The organism is Rhizobium sp. O111, from assembly GCF_055616315.1.
The window spans coordinates 1,278,990-1,295,892 of sequence record NZ_JBSHXL010000001.1 but is presented as its reverse complement, the minus strand read 5'-3'; the positions used below and the strand labels follow the sequence as shown (position 1 = coordinate 1,295,892).

At 63.5% G+C, this 16,903-nt stretch carries 15 protein-coding genes; 1 reads left to right on the top strand and 14 read right to left on the bottom strand.

Features of this window, described 5'->3' with window-relative positions:
• Nucleotides 1–3: 3 nt before the first annotated feature.
• The 3 genes from ACVTFQ_RS06650 to yajC are packed head-to-tail and all read right to left on the bottom strand — an operon-like array spanning nucleotide 4 to nucleotide 3,326.
• Nucleotides 4–390, bottom strand: a complete 387-nt coding sequence (locus ACVTFQ_RS06650) for an Mth938-like domain-containing protein (protein WP_018900073.1) — start codon at nucleotides 388–390, stop codon at nucleotides 4–6.
• A 4-nt stretch (nucleotides 391–394) separates the two neighbouring features.
• Nucleotides 395–2,926: a protein translocase subunit SecDF gene (secDF, locus tag ACVTFQ_RS06645; protein ID WP_112988803.1), complete on the bottom strand. Its 2,532-nt coding sequence runs from the start codon at nucleotides 2,924–2,926 to the stop codon at nucleotides 395–397.
• A gap of 55 nt (nucleotides 2,927–2,981) precedes the next feature.
• Nucleotides 2,982–3,326 carry a preprotein translocase subunit YajC gene (yajC, locus tag ACVTFQ_RS06640; protein WP_470423739.1) on the bottom strand — a complete coding sequence of 115 codons (345 nt, stop codon included), beginning with the start codon at nucleotides 3,324–3,326 and terminating at the stop codon, nucleotides 2,982–2,984.
• A 209-nt stretch (nucleotides 3,327–3,535) separates the two neighbouring features.
• On the opposite strand from yajC, the gene ACVTFQ_RS06635 reads away from it, so the two are divergent.
• Nucleotides 3,536–4,408, top strand: coding sequence for an ATP-binding protein (locus tag ACVTFQ_RS06635; protein WP_111561387.1), 873 nt, complete (start codon nucleotides 3,536–3,538; stop codon nucleotides 4,406–4,408).
• Nucleotides 4,409–4,522: 114 nt separating this feature from the next.
• On the opposite strand, the gene ACVTFQ_RS06630 is transcribed toward ACVTFQ_RS06635, so the two are convergent.
• The 11 genes from ACVTFQ_RS06630 to ACVTFQ_RS06580 form a co-directional block, all read right to left on the bottom strand.
• Nucleotides 4,523–6,127: a peptidoglycan DD-metalloendopeptidase family protein gene (locus ACVTFQ_RS06630; protein ID WP_111561386.1), complete on the bottom strand. Its 1,605-nt coding sequence runs from the start codon at nucleotides 6,125–6,127 to the stop codon at nucleotides 4,523–4,525.
• Between the two features lie 129 nt (nucleotides 6,128–6,256).
• Nucleotides 6,257–6,910, bottom strand: a complete 654-nt coding sequence (locus ACVTFQ_RS06625; protein ID WP_111561385.1) for a protein-L-isoaspartate(D-aspartate) O-methyltransferase — start codon at nucleotides 6,908–6,910, stop codon at nucleotides 6,257–6,259.
• Between the two features lie 6 nt (nucleotides 6,911–6,916).
• Nucleotides 6,917–7,684: a 5'/3'-nucleotidase SurE gene (gene surE, locus ACVTFQ_RS06620; RefSeq protein ID WP_111561384.1), complete on the bottom strand. Its 768-nt coding sequence runs from the start codon at nucleotides 7,682–7,684 to the stop codon at nucleotides 6,917–6,919.
• Nucleotides 7,685–7,688: 4 nt separating this feature from the next.
• The gene (gene serS, locus ACVTFQ_RS06615; protein WP_111561383.1) at nucleotides 7,689–8,972 is read right to left on the bottom strand and encodes a serine--tRNA ligase; all 1,284 of its coding nucleotides are present in this window, start codon (nucleotides 8,970–8,972) and stop codon (nucleotides 7,689–7,691) included.
• A 97-nt stretch (nucleotides 8,973–9,069) separates the two neighbouring features.
• A complete protein-coding gene (gene tatC / locus ACVTFQ_RS06610; protein ID WP_018900081.1) occupies nucleotides 9,070–9,897 on the bottom strand; it encodes a twin-arginine translocase subunit TatC in 828 nt (275 codons plus the stop codon).
• Nucleotides 9,894–10,589: a Sec-independent protein translocase protein TatB gene (gene tatB / locus ACVTFQ_RS06605; protein WP_111561382.1), complete on the bottom strand. Its 696-nt coding sequence runs from the start codon at nucleotides 10,587–10,589 to the stop codon at nucleotides 9,894–9,896. The genes tatC and tatB overlap by 4 nt, the downstream gene beginning before the upstream one ends.
• 48 nt (nucleotides 10,590–10,637) lie before the next feature.
• On the bottom strand, nucleotides 10,638–10,847 hold the full coding sequence (locus ACVTFQ_RS06600; protein ID WP_047510174.1) for a twin-arginine translocase TatA/TatE family subunit: 210 nt from the start codon (nucleotides 10,845–10,847) through the stop codon (nucleotides 10,638–10,640).
• Nucleotides 10,848–11,033: 186 nt separating this feature from the next.
• Complete coding sequence (scpB, locus tag ACVTFQ_RS06595; protein WP_111561381.1) at nucleotides 11,034–11,765, bottom strand: SMC-Scp complex subunit ScpB; 732 nt, start codon at nucleotides 11,763–11,765, stop codon at nucleotides 11,034–11,036.
• Nucleotides 11,762–12,574: a segregation and condensation protein A gene (locus tag ACVTFQ_RS06590; protein ID WP_111561380.1), complete on the bottom strand. Its 813-nt coding sequence runs from the start codon at nucleotides 12,572–12,574 to the stop codon at nucleotides 11,762–11,764. The genes scpB and ACVTFQ_RS06590 overlap by 4 nt, the downstream gene beginning before the upstream one ends.
• Before the next feature lie 72 nt (nucleotides 12,575–12,646).
• Nucleotides 12,647–13,660 (bottom strand): beta-N-acetylhexosaminidase, encoded by a 1,014-nt coding sequence (nagZ, locus tag ACVTFQ_RS06585; RefSeq protein ID WP_111561379.1) that lies wholly within the window; start codon nucleotides 13,658–13,660, stop codon nucleotides 12,647–12,649.
• A gap of 140 nt (nucleotides 13,661–13,800) precedes the next feature.
• Nucleotides 13,801–16,872 (bottom strand): SPOR domain-containing protein, encoded by a 3,072-nt coding sequence (locus ACVTFQ_RS06580; RefSeq protein ID WP_111561378.1) that lies wholly within the window; start codon nucleotides 16,870–16,872, stop codon nucleotides 13,801–13,803.
• Between the last annotated feature and the right edge of the window lie 31 nt (nucleotides 16,873–16,903).

The window sequence follows — 16,903 nt, the reverse complement described above, 5'->3', positions numbered from 1 at the left end:
GCGTCAGACCGCGATCAGCGCCGCTGCCACGGCGCGCGATTCCATCAGCATGATGTTGAAGGTGCGCACCGCCGCACCCGTGCTCATCGAATCCGAGGAAATGCCGGCGCCCTTCAGCGCAGCCTTAAGATCCGCCGGGATCGGGCGCATGTCGACGCCGGTGCCGAGCAGCAGGAATTCGATCTCGGACGCCTCGTTCAGGACACGCTGCAGGTTTTCGATCGACAGCGGCATGGTCGCGTCCATGTTCCAGCCGTGGATGCCCGACGGCAGGCAGAGGATGGAGCCGCGATGCGACATGTCGGCGAAGCGGAAGCCGCCGTTCCCGTAGGTATCGATCGGAGCGCGACCGGGAAAGTGCGCTTCGCGTATTTCAATGCCTCTTGCCATATTCTCACACTGCCGGCTTGCCGGGCTGGGCGGCCGGTTCCGGTACTTTCTTGTCGTTATCGTTATCGAGCGCATCCGGGCGGAGCTTGAAGACGATCAGCACCGGTGCAGCAATGTAGATGGAGGAAAACGTGCCGATGGCAACGCCAGCCAGCATGATGAAGGCGAAGGAGCGGATGACCTCGCCGCCGAAGAGCGCCAGCGCGAGCAGCGCCAGCATGGTGGTGGCGGCGGTCAGCACGGTGCGCGACAGCGTCTGGTTGATCGACGCGTCGATCAGGATCGGCAACGGCATCTTGCGGTAACGCTTCAGGTTTTCGCGCATGCGGTCGTAGACCACGACGGTATCGTTGAGCGAATAGCCGATGATCGTCAGAAGGGCGGCGACGCTGGTCAGGTTGAACTCGATGCCTGTGAGCACGAACAACCCGAGGATCAGGATGATGTCGTGCAGCGTGGCCACGATGGCGCCGACGGCGAACTGCCATTCGAAGCGCATCCAGATATAGACGAGAATGACGAGAAGCGACGCGAGCACGCCGAGCGAGGCGGCGCGGGTGAGTTCGCCCGAGATCGCGGGACCGACGACTTCGACGCGGCGGAAATCATAATCGTTGGCGAGTTCGTCGCGCACCAGCGTGACCGCCGATTGTTCGGCATTCTCGCCGCCGCCCTGCGCTTCCAGCTGGATCAGCGCGCCTGCCGGATCGGCCAGCCTGCGGGCAAGAATGTCGCCGATCGGCAGATCGCCGAGGCGGGCGCGGATATCCTCGAGGTCGGCAGGGCCTTGCTTGGCCTTCACCTCGATGATCGAGCCGCCGGCGAAATCGATGCCGAGATGCATTCCGACCGCCGCGAAACCCAGCATGGCGGCGACGCAAAGGGCGGCCGAGGCGGTGAAGACGTAGCGGCGGATGCCCATGAAGCGGATGTTGGCGCGATCGAAGATGCCGGTGTGGACATCCTTCGGCAGATGCCGCGGATGGCGGCGATGCAGCCAGGTGACGACGATCCAGCGGGTGAGCGTGACGGCCGTGAAGATGGTGGTCAGGATGCCGGCGGCGAGCGTGACGGCAAAGCCGCGCACGGCGTCGTTGCCGAGGAAATAGAGGATGACGGCGGCGATGAAGATGGTGACGTTAGCGTCGAGGATCGTCATGATGGCGCGGGAGAAACCGTAGTCAATCGCCTCGAAGAACGGCCGGCCGGTCTTCGCCTCGTCGCGAATGCGCTCGTAGATCAGCACATTGGCATCAACCGCCATGCCCATGATGAGCACGATGCCGGCAATCCCCGGCAAGGTGAGCGTGGCGCCGATGAGGCTCATCACCGCGAGGATGAGAATGAGGTTCAGGAGCAGCGACAGAGCAGCGATGAGGCCGAGGCCGCGATAGAAGCCGAACATCAGGCCGATGACCAGGATGGCCGCGACGATGCCAGCGACGAGCCCTGCCCGCGCCGATTCCGCGCCGAGCGTCGGGCTGACCGTGCGTTCTTCGACGGTCGTCAGCGTCGCCGGAAGCGCGCCCGCGCGCAGCATGAGGGCTAGGTCGCTGGCGCCTTCCTCGGTGTAGCTGACCGGGATCTCGCCCTTGCCGTCGAGGATCGGCGCGCTGATCGGGAGCGAGGCCATGACCTGGTCGTCGAAGATGATGGCGAGGTGGCCGCCGGCGTGCTGCTGTGTCTTCTCCGCCAGGCGCTTGGTGCCTTCGGCGTCGAGCGCGTAGCGGATCGCGACCGTGTCGGCCTGCGCATCAGCAAACGACTGGACATCGACGATATTGGCGCTGGTGATGAAATCGGTACGGTCCACCAGATATGGGATCGGCGGATCATCCAGCGAATAGAGAACTTCGGAGCTCGCCGGCCAGCGACCGTTGACGGCGTCCTGTCCCGACATGGTTTCGTCAAGCATGCGCACCGAAAGCTTGGCGGGCTCGTTGAGGATGTTCTTCAGACGCTCCGCATCGATGACGCCGAAGACCTGGACATCGAGACGATCGGCGCCCTCGGGCTTGATCGCGAAATCCGGATTGCCGAGCCCGGCGATGCGGCGGCTGACGATGTCGACGGACTGGGCCTGCGCCTCAGAAATGGCGGAGTCGATGGCGGCATCCGCGATTTCGATCGTGAGGTCGCCGCTATTGGCCTGCTTGAGCGTGACACCTTGTGTCGAGGTCAGATTTTTCAGCGCGGCGACGGCGGCGTCGACCTGCGCGGGGTCGGTGATCTTGACGGTGACTGTCTGGTCGTTGCCCGTAAGCCCGGTGTAACGAATGTTGGCCTGGCGCAGCGCGCGGCTGATCTCGCCGACGGTCGCGACCAGCTTCTGGCGCGCGACATCGGCGCGGTCGACCTCGAAGACGACATGCGTGCCGCCGCGGAGATCGGAACCAAGCACGACGCGGTGCTTGGACAGCCAGGAAGACAGCAGGCCGGACTGGCCGACCGGCAGAAAATTGGGGGCCGCGATCAACACGGCCACCAGCACCACAAACCAGATCAGAAGGGTCTTCCAGCGGGAAAAATGAAGCATTTTCTCTCGACTATGTCAGATCCGGGTGATCCGGTTCGTGGGATATGCGTGATGATTATGCGGCGTCTGCCTTTACGGGCTCGCCCTTGACGCGGATCTCGGTTACGCCGGTGCGGACAACGCGAACGCGCACGCCATCAGCAACTTCGACTTCGATTTCTTTTTCGTCAATCACCTTGGTGACCTTGCCGACGAGACCGCCAGACGTGACGACCTGATCGCCGCGACGGATTGCCTTCAGGGCTTCGTCACGCTTCTTCGCCTGGGCGCGCTGCGGACGGATGAGCAGGAAATACCAGACGACCATCAACGGCACGAACAGGATGATCATTTCGAAGCCGGAACCGAACGGCGACGCCGCACTGTCGGTGGCCTGGGCGAATGCCGGGGTGATGAACATGCTAATCTCCTCAAACTTTTCCGGAGGCGGAATGTCGCCTTTTTTCTCGGTGGCCGGACTATAATTATGGTCTTTGCGATTGCAACTGAAACAGCCGAAAACCGTACCGATTCCGCTGCCTAATAACCTTTCCGCGTATAAAAGGCCATGCTACCCGACTACGAAAAGCAATTGCCACACAGCCGCATACGCCCCAAGGAGAAAAGGCCATGGCCGAAGACGTCAACAGCATCATTCTCGGCGAACTGCGCCGCCTTGCCGATGCCGTGGAACGGCTGGCGGGACCGCCGCCCGCCATCAACGACTGGAACGCGGCCGACTGTTTCGTCTGGGCCCCTGCCCGCCAGCATCTGCAGCCTGTTGCCCGCCCCAACCGCGTGGCGCTGGCGCTGATCCGCGGCGTCGATCGCGTACGCGATATCCTGCATGAAAACACGGTACGCTTCGCCGAGGGCTATGCCGCCAACAACGTGCTTCTGTGGGGTGCACGGGGCATGGGCAAGTCGTCGCTGGTGAAGGCCGTTCACGAAGATGTCAGACGCGACAGCGGCGTCTCGCTGAAGCTGGTCGAGGTGCACCGCGAGGATATCGCCAGCCTGCCCACACTGCTCGACCTCCTGAAGGACACGCCGCACCGGGTCATCGTCTTCTGCGACGACCTTTCCTTCGACCACGACGACACGGCCTACAAGTCGCTGAAGGCGGCGCTCGATGGCGGTGTCGAGGGACGGCCGGAAAATGTGCTGTTCTATGCGACCTCAAACCGTCGCCACCTGCTGCCGCGCCACATGATGGAAAACGAGCAGTCGACGGCGATCAACCCGTCGGAGGCGGTAGAGGAAAAGGTGTCGCTGTCGGACCGCTTCGGGCTGTGGCTCGGCTTCCACAAGTGCAGCCAAGAAGACTATCTGACGATGATCGACGGCTATGCCGCCCACTTCAAGCTGCCGCTCGACCGCGAAACGCTGCATGCGGAAGCGCTGGAATGGGCAACCACGCGCGGCGCCCGCTCGGGCCGCGTCGCCTGGCAGTATGTCCAGGACCTCGCGGGCCGGAAGCGGATCGCGCTCGACAGAGCCTAATCCTCATTCAATCATCGACCAAAACGACAAAAGCCCGGCGTCTGCCGGGCTTTTGCATTGTCCTCGATACACAATACCTATTCGAGGAAACTCTTGACCTACTCGAGGCCTAACCTACTCGAGGAAAGTCATCGGGTTCACCGGCGTCGCGTCCTTGCGGACTTCGAAGTGAACCTGCGGCTGCTTGACGTTGCCGCTCATGCCTGACACCGCGACCGTCTGGCCGCGCTGGATCTTCTGGCCGCGCGTCACGCTCAGCGTGTCGGCATTGCCGTAGACGGTGACGGTGCCGTCGTCGTGGCGAACGAGAACCGTGTTGCCGAGTTCCTTGAGGCCGTTGCCGGCGTAGATGACGACGCCGTTTTCAGCTGCCTTGATGGCGGTACCCTGCGGAACCGAGATGTCGATGCCGTCGTTGCGGCTGCCGTTGACGTTGGCGCCATAGGCGGCGATCACGGCACCACGGACCGGCCAGCGATATTTGCCGATGCCGGTGGCTTCGGGTGCTGCCGAGGCCACTTCCTTCTTGGCGGCGTCGCTGACGCTTTCGGTGGCGACCGGCGCCTTGTAGGTGGCGGGCTGGGCTGCGGCCGTTTCCGGCGCGGATACCGGCTGTGCGGCGGGCTTGGGCTCCGCCTTCGGCTGGATCGAGGCCGTCTTCATGGTGTCGGCGGAGCCGCTGCCGTTCGGGATGTTCAGTTCCTGACCGATGCGGATCGAGCCGGCCGTGAGGTTGTTGGCGGCCTTGATGTCGTCGATGCTGTTGCCGGTCGCCTTGGCGATCTTGGCAAGCGAGTCACCCGACTTGACGACGTAGGTGCCGCCAGCGCCCTTAGGGCCGGCGCCGACGGGAGCCTTGCCGGACTGGTCGGCGCTCGCCATCGACTTGTCACGCGAGGCGTTCGAGCCGTTCGGGATGACCGCGAGGTTCTGTTCCTGGCCACGAGCCGGCTGCGGCGCCTGGCCACCCTTGGCGAGATCGTTCGATTGCGCGGCGGCCTTGGCGGCGTTGCCGCCGTTGAAGGTCGGGATCAGGATGGTCTGGCCGGGCCTGGCGGCTGCTGCACTCTTCAGGCCGTTGGCGCGCAGGATTTCCTTTTCCGGAACGCCGTAGCGGTTGGCGAGGATCGCGACGCTTTCGCCGGGACGCATGGTGACCGAGGGAGCGTTGGTCGAGGACCAGCCGGAGACCTTCGGGGTCGAGCCCGTGACAATGTTGTCGGCGTTGCGCTTCGGCGGAACGATGACCTGGCTGGAATGCTGCGGCGCGTTGGCGGCCGGGAACGGCTGAGCGAGAGCGACCTGCTTTTCGCGAGCGGCAGATACGTTGCCGGAAGCCATGGGGGCCTGCGACACGGCGCCGGGAGCGGCAAGCTCGGAGCGCTGAACGGAAACCGGAGCCGATGCCATGCGAGCGCTCGAGCCGTAGGTCGACTGCTGGCTCGGATATGGCTGGTTCATCGACTGATTGTTGTTTGCATAATTGGGCTGCATCGCGCCGCCCTGCATGTCCGCCTGCGGCACGGGATCAGCCTGAAGGCCGCTCATGCTCCGCCGAGGAATGGAATTTGTCGTCATCTGGTCCTGACCGGACGAAGAAAACAGACCGCCGAAACGCGTCACATCGGAACTGCAACCTGATGCAGCACTCGCCAGGAGAGCCACGATCAGGGCATTACCGGCAGACTTCCCGAACTTAGGCGAAACGCTGAAACGCATGACACTCGACCCACTGAATAACGCAACCATTTGTGGGTATGATTAAAGCGCGTTAGCATTACCAACCGGTTAAGGCGGAAACATCAGCTTGCGTTTTTTGACAAATCGCTAACCATAGCGACGACACGATCAGAGCTGCGAGGCGACGCGCGGAACAATCGGCAGGTACGGGGAGTTAAATAGCTCCTCGCGCTCGAAGCGGCTGCCGGTCTTGGTCAGGCGCACGAGGCGACACTCGGTCTCGGAGATGATCAGCGGCGCGATCATCGAACCGCCGGAAACCAGCTGATCGGCATAGAAGCGCGGCATGCTCTCGAAGGCGGCGGTAACAAGGATACGGTCGAAGGTGCCCTCGCCCTGAAGGCCGGCGCTGCCGTCCGCCTGACGCACGATGATGTTGCGGATGCCGAGCGTCTCGAAGCGCTTCTGGGCATTCGAGGTCAGCGTCTTGTAGCGGTCGATGGTGAGCACGCGCTCGGCCATGCGGGCAATGACGGCAGTCATGAAACCGCTGCCGGTGCCCACTTCCAGCACACGCTGGCCGGGCTTTACTCTCAGGTGATGCAGGACGCGGACGGCGAAATCGACGCCTTCGAGGAAGGAGCCGCATTCGATGGGGATGGTGCGGCTGGAATAAGCCTGCTCTGCGAATTGCGGCGGCACGAAGAGCGAGCGCGGCGCCTGCTCGACCGCCGTCAGCAGATCAAGATCGGACACGCCTTCGGCCCGCAGCCTCAAAACGAGTGCCGCAAACTCTTCCTTCTCCACCAGACGTGCCGCCAATGCGATTTACTCCGTACCCGAAAGCGCCCGCGCCACGCGGTCCTGTACGGAATAATCGGTCAGATCCAGTTTCAAAGGCGTTACCGAAATCTTTCTATTCTTGAGCGCGTTGACATCGGTGCCGTCAACGAAGGCGCCGGCGCGCTCGCCGAACTTCAGCCAGTAGTAGGGAAAGCCGCGACCATCGGCGCGGGCGTCGACCTCCAGATTGAAGGCGAGCTTGCCCTGCGCGGTCACTTCCGTGCCCTCGACTTCGTCAGGCGCGCAGTTCGGGAAGTTGAGATTGAGGAAGGTGCCCTCGGGCAGATCGACCGACATCAGCTTGTTGAGCAGTGCCGGGGCATGCGTCTCGCAGACTTCCCAGGGAAGGATGCGCTGGTCGCCTTCGCGAATGTAAGCCTGGCTCAACGCAAAGGAGCGCACGCCCTGCATCGTGCCTTCGATGGCGCCGGCGATCGTGCCCGAATAGGTCACGTCGTCAGCGACGTTCGAACCGGCGTTGACACCTGACAGCACGAGATCGGGCTTGATCTCCATCACCTGCTTGATGCCCATGATGACGCAATCGGTCGGCGTGCCGCGCAGCGCGAAGTGCTTGTCGGAGATCTTGCGCAGGCGCAGCGGCTCCGACAGGCTCAGCGAATGCGCGAGACCGCTCTGGTCGGTCTCGGGCGCGACGATCCAGACGTCGTCGGAGAGTGTGCGCGCAATCCGCTCCAGCGCCGCAAGGCCTTCCGCGTGAATGCCGTCGTCGTTGGTGAGCAGAATGCGCATGGTCTCAAGCCGCCTTTTCGATCTTCGTCAGGCCGCCCATGTAGGGCACCAGCACGTCGGGGATGGTCACCGAACCATCCTCGTTCAGATAGTTTTCCAGAACCGCGATCAGGCAGCGGCCGACGGCGGTGCCGGAGCCGTTCAGCGTATGAACGAAGCGGTTGGTCTTGTCTTCCTTGCCGCGATAGCGCGTGTTCATGCGCCGCGCCTGGAAATCGCCGCAGACCGAGCAGGACGAGATTTCGCGGTAGGTATTCTGGCCGGGCAGCCAAACCTCGAGATCGTAGGTCTTGCGCGAGCCGAAGCCCATGTCGCCGGTGCAGAGCGTCAGCGTGCGGAAATGCAGGCCGAGGCGCTTCAGAACTTCCTCGGCGCAGGCAGTCATGCGTTCATGCTCGGCGATCGAGCTTTCGGCGTCGGTGATCGAAACCAGCTCGCACTTCCAGAACTGGTGCTGGCGCAGCATGCCGCGGGTGTCGCGGCCGGCAGAGCCCGCTTCCGAGCGGAAGGACGGGGTGAGCGCGGTGAAGCGCAGCGGCAGCTTGTCATGCTCGAGGATTTCTTCGCGCACGAGGTTGGTCAGCGTGACTTCCGCGGTCGGGATCATGTAGCGGCCGTCGGTCGTCTTGAAGAGGTCTTCCTCGAACTTCGGCAGGTTGCCGGTGCCGAACAGTGCTTCAGCGCGCACCATCAGCGGCGAGCTCACTTCGGTGTAGCCGTGCTCGCTGGTGTGCAGGTCGATCATGAACTGGCCGAGCGCCCGCTCCAGCCTTGCCAGCGGGCCGGTCAAGACGGTGAAGCGCGAGCCGGAGAGCTTGGCGGCGGTTTCGAAATCCATGTAGCCGAGGGCTTCGCCGATTTCGTAGTGTTCCTTCGGCGTATGGTTCCAACGCGGCTTCTCGCCGGTCACGCGGGTGACGACGTTGTCGCCCTCGTCCTTGCCGACAGGGACGTCGTCATGGGGGACGTTGGGGATGCGCGAGAGGGCGTCGTTCAGCTCTTCGGAGAAGGCGCGATCGTCTTCCTCGGCGGCCGGCAGCAGGACCTTGAGGTCGGCGACCTCGGCCTTCAGCTTCTCGGCCAGCTCGGTGTTCTTCTGCGCCATGGCAGCACCGATCTCCTTGGAGGCGGCGTTGCGGCGGGACAGCATGTCCTGGACCTTCTGAACGGCCGTGCGGCGCTTCTCGTCCAGCGCGATCAGGCTTTCGGACAGGGGCTCGGCACCACGCTTGGCAAGTGCCGCGTCGAGGGCTTCGGGATTCTCACGGATCCATTTGATATCGAGCATCGTCGTTCCAGGTCGTTACAAAAAGGATGACCCGGCCAAAGCCTGACCGGGCCTCGACCGGATATTGGAAAGCGCTCATCGAGGAATTGCGGTGACGCTAGACGTTGTCCGTCTTGGCAACGTCCTGGGACCCTTCAGCCTCGGTGGCCGCATCGCGAGCACGCTGGCGTTCCACGAGTCGCGCCGCGTAGATGGCAATCTCGTAGAGAATGATGGTCGGCAGCGCAAGGCCGATCTGGGACATCGGATCGGGCGGGGTCAGCACCGCTGCGACGATGAAGGCCATGACGATCGCGAACTTGCGCTTTTCGCGCAGCCAGTCGGACGTCAGCAGGCCGACGCGGGCGAGCAGCGTGGTGATGACGGGAAGCTGGAAGACCAGGCCGAAGGAGAAGACCAGCGTCATGATCAGGCTGAGATATTCAGAGACCTTCGGCAGGAGCGAGATGGCGACGTCTCCCTCGCCCGGCGCCTGCTGCATGGTCAGGAAGAACCACATGACCATCGGCGTGAAGAAGAAATAGACGAGTGCGGCGCCCATCAGGAACAGGATCGGAGAGGCGATCAGGAACGGCAGGAAGGCCGAACGCTCGTTCTTGTAAAGGCCGGGGGCCACGAATTTGTAGATCTGCGCGGCGATGATCGGAAAGGCGATCACGAGACCGCCGAACATGGCCACCTTTACCTGCGTAAAGAAGAATTCCTGCGGCGCCGTGTAGATCAGCTGCGCCTTGGAGACATCGAGATGCGCCCACTGGACCGCCCATTTGTAAGGGAAGACCAGCGCATTGAAGAGATGCTTGGCGAAAATGAAGCAGACGATGAAGGCAGCGAAGAAGGCGCCGATCGACCACATGAGCCGCGTGCGCAGCTCCATCAGGTGCTCGATCAACGGCTGCGGCTTGTCTTCGATATCACCGCTCATGCTTCATCTTTCTTTTTCTTCGCCGCCGGCTTCTTCGGCGCGGCCGTGGCGACTGCTGCCGGCTTTGCGGCGGCCGTCTTCTTTGCGGGAGCAGCCTTGGCTGGTGCAGCGCTTGCCGGAGCTGGAGCCGGAGCCGCCTTCACGTCCGCGGGCTTGGCAGCAGCACGCTTCGGCTTTTCGGCCGGCGTCACCGCGACGGCGGCAACAGCGTCCGCCTTGTCGGCGGCCTTGGCGCGGGGCTTGCGGGCGGGCTTTGCCGCTGCAGCCTCAGGCACGGCAGCCGATGCTGCAGGCACCGGCGTCGGAGCCGGCATGACTGCAGGCGTCTCGGTCGGTGCGACCTCGGGCGCCGGCATCAAGCCGAGCGGCGCTTCCGTCTTGCTATCGACCGTTGTCGAGCGCTGGAGATCGGCCTTGATCTCGTTGCCCATCTGGCGAAGCGGGTTCATTGCCTCGCGCAGCGTGTTGACGGGATTGAGCTTCTGCGCGTCGCTCAGCGTCTGGCGCACGTCGTCCATATCGGCTTCGCGCAGCGCCTCGTCGAACTGGGCACGGAATTCACCGGCGACCTTGCGGGCGCGCTGCGTCATCTTGCCGAAAGCACGAAGCATCGGGGGCAGATCCTTGGGACCCACCACGACAATCAATACGACCGCGATGACAAGCAGCTCGGTCCAGCCAATATCGAACATTCAAGGCTCCTGAACGGGAAACGCGGGGGCGGCGCTGCCCGGACGTGGTTACTTCGTTTCGTCGGCCTTGTGATCGACGGTCTTGCCTGCGGTGGTCGTGCTCGAAGCTTCGGGCGCGTCCTCGTCGTTCATGCCCTTCTTGAAGCTCTTGATGCCCTTGGCAACATCGCCCATCAGTTCCGGAATCTTGCCGCGACCGAAGAGCAACAGCACGATGACCAGAACGATCAGCCAGTGCCACATGCTAAAAGAACCCATTACGCTAACTCCTGTTGTGATGCTCTATTGATGTAAGAATACCCGACATCAAATCCAACATCTAATTCCCCGTAGATAGACGCTTAATGTCACGGTATCGACCATCGTGACAAGATAGTCTCCGGTCGAAAAGTCGTGAAGACAATTGTTTTCGCTCGGCGTGGCGAAACAAAGACACGGAGCCGCCTATTCCTCGGACGCGCCACCGGGCGCCAGAAGGCCCAGTTCCTCGAGATCCATCTGCGTGATTGGGTCTTCGTCTTCGGTCAGCTCATCGTTCATCGACGGTGACGGAATGTTGAAATTGGCCGGGATACGGCCGGAGAGCAGCCCTGCCCCCTTCAATTCCTCGATACCCGGCAAGTCGCGCAGTTCCTCAAGCCCGAAATGATCGAGGAAGTCGCGGGTGGTGCCGAGAGTAACAGGACGTCCCGGCGTACGGCGGCGGCCGCGAAAACGCACCCAACCGGCTTCCATCAGCACATCGAGCGTGCCGCGCGAGGTCTGCACGCCTCGGATATCCTCGATCTCGGCGCGCGTCACCGGTTGGTGATAGGCGATGATCGCGAGAACCTCGAGTGCGGCGCGGGACAGCTTGCGCACCTCGTTTTCATCGCGGCGGATGACGAAGGAGAGGTCTGCGGCGGTGCGAAACGCCCAGGCATCGTCGACCCTCACCAGATTGACGCCGCGATGGGCGTATTCTTCCTGCAGCCGCAGCATAATGGCGCGCACGTCGAACGCTTTCGGCAGGCGATCACTGATGAAAGCTTCCGAGACGGGCTGGGCGGAGGCGAAGACCAATGCCTCGGCGATGCGGGCGGCCTCGCTCTCGTCGTGGACGGTGTCATCCCCGGTGCCGTCGTTGTCGCGTTCGGCGTCGCCATTGTCCAGATCGATGTCTTCCAGATCGCTCAAGCCGGCAGCTCCTGTTCGACGACCTGCAGTGTCGCATGATTTGGTCCACGCCGCATGTAGATCGGCTCGAAGACGCCTTCCTGGCGGATTTCGATCTTTCCTTCGCGTGCGAGCTCGAGCGAAGCGGCAAAGGCGCTGGCGATCGCCGTCACCCGGTCTTCGGGCGAAACCATGTAGGTCAGGATATGCTGCTCGAGCGCCGTCCAGTCGCCGATCTCACCGATCAGGCGGGTCAGCAATTCACGCGCTTCGGTGAGCGACCAGACGGTACGGCGCGCGATCGTGACCTGCGTGACAGCCTGACGCTGGCGCAGCGAGCCATAGGCGGTCAGCAGATCGTAAAGGCTGGCGTCATAGGCGGATTGGTGGCGATCGGGGATATGCTCGGGCGCGCCACGGGCAAGCACGTCACGACCGAGACGATTGCGGTTCACGAGACCGCCGGCCGCCTCGCGCATCGCTTCCAGACGTTTCAGGCGAAACGCCAGCGACGCTGCCATCTCCTCGCCCGAGGGGCCGTCGTCCTTGACCTGCTGCGGAATGAGCAGGCGTGACTTCAGGTAGGCAAGCCATGCCGCCATGACCAGATAGTCAGCCGCGAGCTCGATGCGTATGCGGCGGGCGCTGTCGATGAACAGCAGATATTGTTCGGCAAGCGCCAGCACGGAAATGCGGGACAGGTCGACCTTCTGCGTGCGGGCGAGATGCAGCAACAGGTCGAGCGGGCCTTCGAAGCCGGCGACATCGATCAACAGCGCCGGATCGGTCGAGGCGCGGTCGGCGCTGCCGTCCTGCCACAGCTTGTCCATCGGCGTTGCCGATGTCTGCGGGCGCTCCTGAGCCTTTGTCGTCGTTGTCACGTCGTCTCGTTCCTTTCGCGATCAGGCCGTCGCAAACATCGCATCGAATTCGGCGCGGATCGCGGCCTCGTCGGCGCCATCGGCTGTCGGGAACCCCTGCTCCACGCGCTTGGCACGTTCGAGCGCTCCACCTTGCAGCAGCGGCACGTTGGCGACCACTTCAAGCATCTCATCCATATGGCCATTGCAATGCAGCACGATATCGCACCCGCCCGCAATGATATTCGCCGCCCGCTCGCCAAGCGTGCCGCTCAGCGCGTTCATCGAACTATCATCGGAAAGCAACAGGCCTTTGAAGCCGATATGCTCGCGGATGATGCCGTCGATGACCTTGCGCGAGGTGGTGGCGGGATTATCGGGGTCGATCGCGGTGAAAACGAGATGGCAGGTCATCGCCATCAATTCGTCCTTCATCGCGATGAATGGCGGGAAGTCGTGGGCTTCCAACTCCTCGCGCGAGACGCGGACGACCGGGAGCTCGTGGTGGGAATCGGCAAAGCCGCGGCCGTGGCCGGGCATGTGCTTCATCACGGAGAGCACGCCGCCCGCCTTCAAGCCTTCTGATGCGGCGATGCCCATGTCCGTCACGGTCTTCGGGTCCATGCCATAGGCGCGGTTGCCGATGACGTTGCTGCTGCCTTCGACCGGAACATCCAGGACGGGCAGGCAATCGACGTTGATGCCGAATCTTGAGAGATCGAAGGCGTGCAGGCGCGACATCAGCCAAGCCGCGCGCTTGCCCTTTTCCGGGTCCTCTCTGTAGAGATCGCCCAGTTGTTGGCCGGAGGGATAGTGCGGCAGGATCGGCGGGCGAATGCGCTGGACGCGGCCGCCTTCCTGATCGATCAGCACCGGCGCATGCCAGCCGACGCTTTCGCGCATCTCGGCCACGAGGTCCGATATCTGCTGCGGTTCGGAAATATTGCGGCCGAACAGGATGAAGCCCCAGGGGCGCTCGCCCGCGTAGAAGGCCTTCTCTTCGGGCGTCAGGGAGAGGCCGCTACAGCCAAGGATCATCGCTTTTGATTCGGTCATACCCGAATCATAGAGACGCCTTGGCGAAATGCGAGCAGCGTCAACTGCCATTCACAAAAAAGAACGACGCAAAACTGCGTTCTGCAAACGAAAAGAGCGGCGGGTTGCCCCGCCGCTCTCAAGCAATTCAGTTACGAGCCTTACTTCGAAATCAGGCAGGAGCCGCCGGCTGCGCGGTACTTCTCGCAAATCGCGGCTGCCTCGTCCTTGGAGCCGGCAGTGATGCGCAGGCGGTAGTAGGTGCCCTTGCCTGCGATGTCGGCCTTGCGGATTTCGTAAGGCATGCCAGCCAGTACGCCGCCGAACTTCTTCGACAGGCTTGCATAGGACTTCTTGGCTTCGGCTTCAGATGGCAGCGATGCAATCTGGACGCCGTAGCTGCCAGGAGCGGCCGTGGTCGGCTGGGCCTGTGCCGCTGCCGGCGGAACCGCCGCAACTTCCTTCGGTGCCTGGGCAGCTGGTGCCGGTGCGGCCGTTGCAAGTGCGAGAGCCGAAGCACCCGGACGCGATGCCGGGGTCGGCGCGGTGTCGGTCTTGGTGCTGGTTACGGCACGGACCGGCGGGTTGACGCTGTCAGGCGTTGCCGCCGCAGCCTTGGCAAGCACGTTCTCAGAGGTCTGCTTTGCAGTCGGCGTAGCACCTTCGACCGGCGTCGAGCGAATGTCGGCGGACGCCAGCTGTTCGATCGTCGGAGCGGAGGCCGATGCACCACCTGCCGCGATCTTCTGCGTCTGCACCGAGGTGGGCTTCGGCAGCGAGGATGCAGCAGGCTCCGGCGCCGGCTCGTCGCGGGCGACAAGCGTCCCATCCGGCTTGACGATCATCGTGCGGACCTTGCGGGCCGAGACCGACGGCGAACGATCAGCATCCGACGGAGCGGCAGCGGCCGTATCGGTGGCGCTGTCGTTCGGCAGCAGGCGCGGATCCTCGGTGTCGCCGACGGGCGTTGCCATGGATGGCATCGGGGCGTCGTTATCTTCAGGCAGCGTTTCCGGCGTCAGCGTGCGCTGAACGACATCGACCGGCTGCTCGTCGCTCGAGACCAGCGACTTCTGCTTCGGGGCTTCGGTGGCAGCACCACCAACGCTGTCGTAGACGGCCTTGTCCTGGTTCGGAACGGTCTTGCCACCCGGGTTTTCCGGAACGACCTTGACCGGGTCCTTGTCGGCCACGATGACGCGCGGCTCGCCGGTGGCGATACCGAGGCCGCCGTCGCGCGCCAGGAAGGAATAGCCGGCATAGGCGACGCCGCCGAAAATGACGATGGCAGCGGCTGCCGCCAGCATGCGCTTCATCGAGCGGGCGCGGCTCATATCCTCGGCGTCGCTTGCCGACTGGATCTGAACTTCGGACACCGTCTCGCGACGCTGCTGTACGGGCTCGTTGACGCTGCGGCGGAAATCCTCCTCCAGCGCGCGTTCGAATTCATCGAAGCTCTGGGCCTGCGGCTGCGACGGCTGCGGACGTGCAGCGGATGCCACAGCGGCGACAGAGGCCTGGGCGCGGGCACGGATGTCCTGAGCCGGCTTTGCGGGTGCTTCAACCGGCTTGGCCGGGGTCAGAAGGTTGGCGATTTCCGAATCGACGTCGAAATCGAAATCCGACATCGCGGGGACAGGTTCATGCTTTTCGACCGGCGGCAGCGTCGGGACATGCATCTCGACCGCTTCCATCTGATACTCCGCATCGGAGATCATCGACGGATCGAAGGGCAGCTCTTCCGTGGTGTCGACGGCAGGTGCCGGCGCGCGGTAGGACGGTGCTGCGGGCTCCGGCGAACGGTAAACCGGTGCGGCTGACTGATACGCGGGCGCCTGGTAGGCCGGTGCCTGATAAGCCGGCGCCGGGGCGGCCTGCTGATAGGGCGCGGGTGCCGGCTGCGCCACAGGCTCCGGCTGGCGGACTGCCGGCTGGTAGGCCACCGGTGCAGCAACAGGCTGGGGCTTCGGCTGCTCGATTTCCTCGGCGACAACAGGCTCGACGAAATCGAGGTCGGCGAGCTCAAGCTCGATGCCTTCGAGATCCAGTTCGAAGTCATGGCCGGCAAACGGGTCTTCCGCGTCAGGTGCGGCCTTGGCGGCGACCGGCTGCGGCTCGGGTGCATAGCGAGGCGCTACGGGTGCTGCCGCTACGGGAGCGACGGCGACAGGCGGCTCGGGCACATAGGCCGGCGTCGGGATCGGTGCCTGGACGACCGGGGCGACCGGCTGTGCTTCCACGGGCGCAGCTTCGCGCGCGGTAACCGGATACTGCGAAACATCGGCCAGAAGGTCATCGATATCGAAGGCGATATCGTCGACTTCGGTGACGGCTTCCGTCAGCGCCGCATCGGCCTTGACGTCGCCATCCTTGGCGGCAGCGGCCAGATCGAAGGCGCTGTGATCGACAACAGGTTCGACGATCGGCTCGACAACCAGCTGCTCGACGGCGAACGACGGCTCATGACGATCGATCTCGGCGGGGAAGCTGGCGGCGGCCGGCGCTTCGAAGCGCGGCGCTACTGCCACAGGCTCGGCAGCGATTACTGGTGCCGGAGCGGCAACAGGCGCTGCGGTCGGCTCTTCGCGGCGAGACGTATGGAAATTGGCGATCGGCAAGCGAATGCTTGCGGCCGACCATTGCGGGGCCTTGGCGGGCTGAACCGGCGTCGGTGCGGCGCTGATCGAAAGCTCAAGCTCCTCTATCAGATCGCGAGCGCCGCCGGAGACGGGCTCAGCAGGGCGCGAAACACTTGCTGCCCAATCGGCGGACGAGAGGATCGCGCGGGCATCAGGCTGCTCGATGACAGGCAAGGCCTCGTCTTCGACCCGTTCCGAGACAACCGGCGCTTCGTAATGAACCGGCTCGGCATCATAGCGCGGCGCCTGCTCGTAGTGCTGTGCGGGCTCGTAGTGGGGCTCGGGCTCGTCGTAGGTGACGGGCTCCGGCTCGGCATAGACTACGGGCTCAGGCTGAGGCTGAGGCTGAGCGTAAGCCGTCTCAATCGGATGATCGACGACCGCCGGCGCGGTCGGAGCGTCGTAACGCTCGAACTCGCGCAGCAGTTCATCTTCGAGATTGAAGGCAGGCTCCTGCCTTGGTGCCGCTTCGACGGTGTTTGCCGCTACACGGGGCTCAAAACCGACGATACGCGCAAGCTCCGCAAGGGGATCGTCGTCAGCAAAGAGGTTCGCATCGTTACGCGTGTCATACGCCCGCTGTTTATCTGCCATACTCATCCACTCGCAAATGCAAAGGTTTCGT

Bases quoted from the DNA above. Each gene is read 5' to 3' on its own strand.
- ACVTFQ_RS06650 (WP_018900073.1), bottom strand. From the start codon at position 390: ATGGCAAGAGGCATTGAAATACGCGAAGCGCACTTTCCCGGTCGCGCT.
- secDF (WP_112988803.1), bottom strand. From the start codon at position 2,926: ATGCTTCATTTTTCCCGCTGGAAGACCCTTCTGATCTGGTTTGTGGTG.
- yajC (WP_470423739.1), bottom strand. From the start codon at position 3,326: ATGTTCATCACCCCGGCATTCGCCCAGGCCACCGACAGTGCGGCGTCG.
- ACVTFQ_RS06635 (WP_111561387.1), top strand. From the start codon at position 3,536: ATGGCCGAAGACGTCAACAGCATCATTCTCGGCGAACTGCGCCGCCTT.
- ACVTFQ_RS06630 (WP_111561386.1), bottom strand. From the start codon at position 6,127: ATGCGTTTCAGCGTTTCGCCTAAGTTCGGGAAGTCTGCCGGTAATGCC.
- surE (WP_111561384.1), bottom strand. From the start codon at position 7,684: ATGCGCATTCTGCTCACCAACGACGACGGCATTCACGCGGAAGGCCTT.
- serS (WP_111561383.1), bottom strand. From the start codon at position 8,972: ATGCTCGATATCAAATGGATCCGTGAGAATCCCGAAGCCCTCGACGCG.
- tatC (WP_018900081.1), bottom strand. From the start codon at position 9,897: ATGAGCGGTGATATCGAAGACAAGCCGCAGCCGTTGATCGAGCACCTG.
- tatB (WP_111561382.1), bottom strand. From the start codon at position 10,589: ATGTTCGATATTGGCTGGACCGAGCTGCTTGTCATCGCGGTCGTATTG.
- ACVTFQ_RS06600 (WP_047510174.1), bottom strand. From the start codon at position 10,847: ATGGGTTCTTTTAGCATGTGGCACTGGCTGATCGTTCTGGTCATCGTG.
- ACVTFQ_RS06590 (WP_111561380.1), bottom strand. From the start codon at position 12,574: ATGGACAAGCTGTGGCAGGACGGCAGCGCCGACCGCGCCTCGACCGAT.
- nagZ (WP_111561379.1), bottom strand. From the start codon at position 13,660: ATGACCGAATCAAAAGCGATGATCCTTGGCTGTAGCGGCCTCTCCCTG.
- ACVTFQ_RS06580 (WP_111561378.1), bottom strand. From the start codon at position 16,872: ATGGCAGATAAACAGCGGGCGTATGACACGCGTAACGATGCGAACCTC.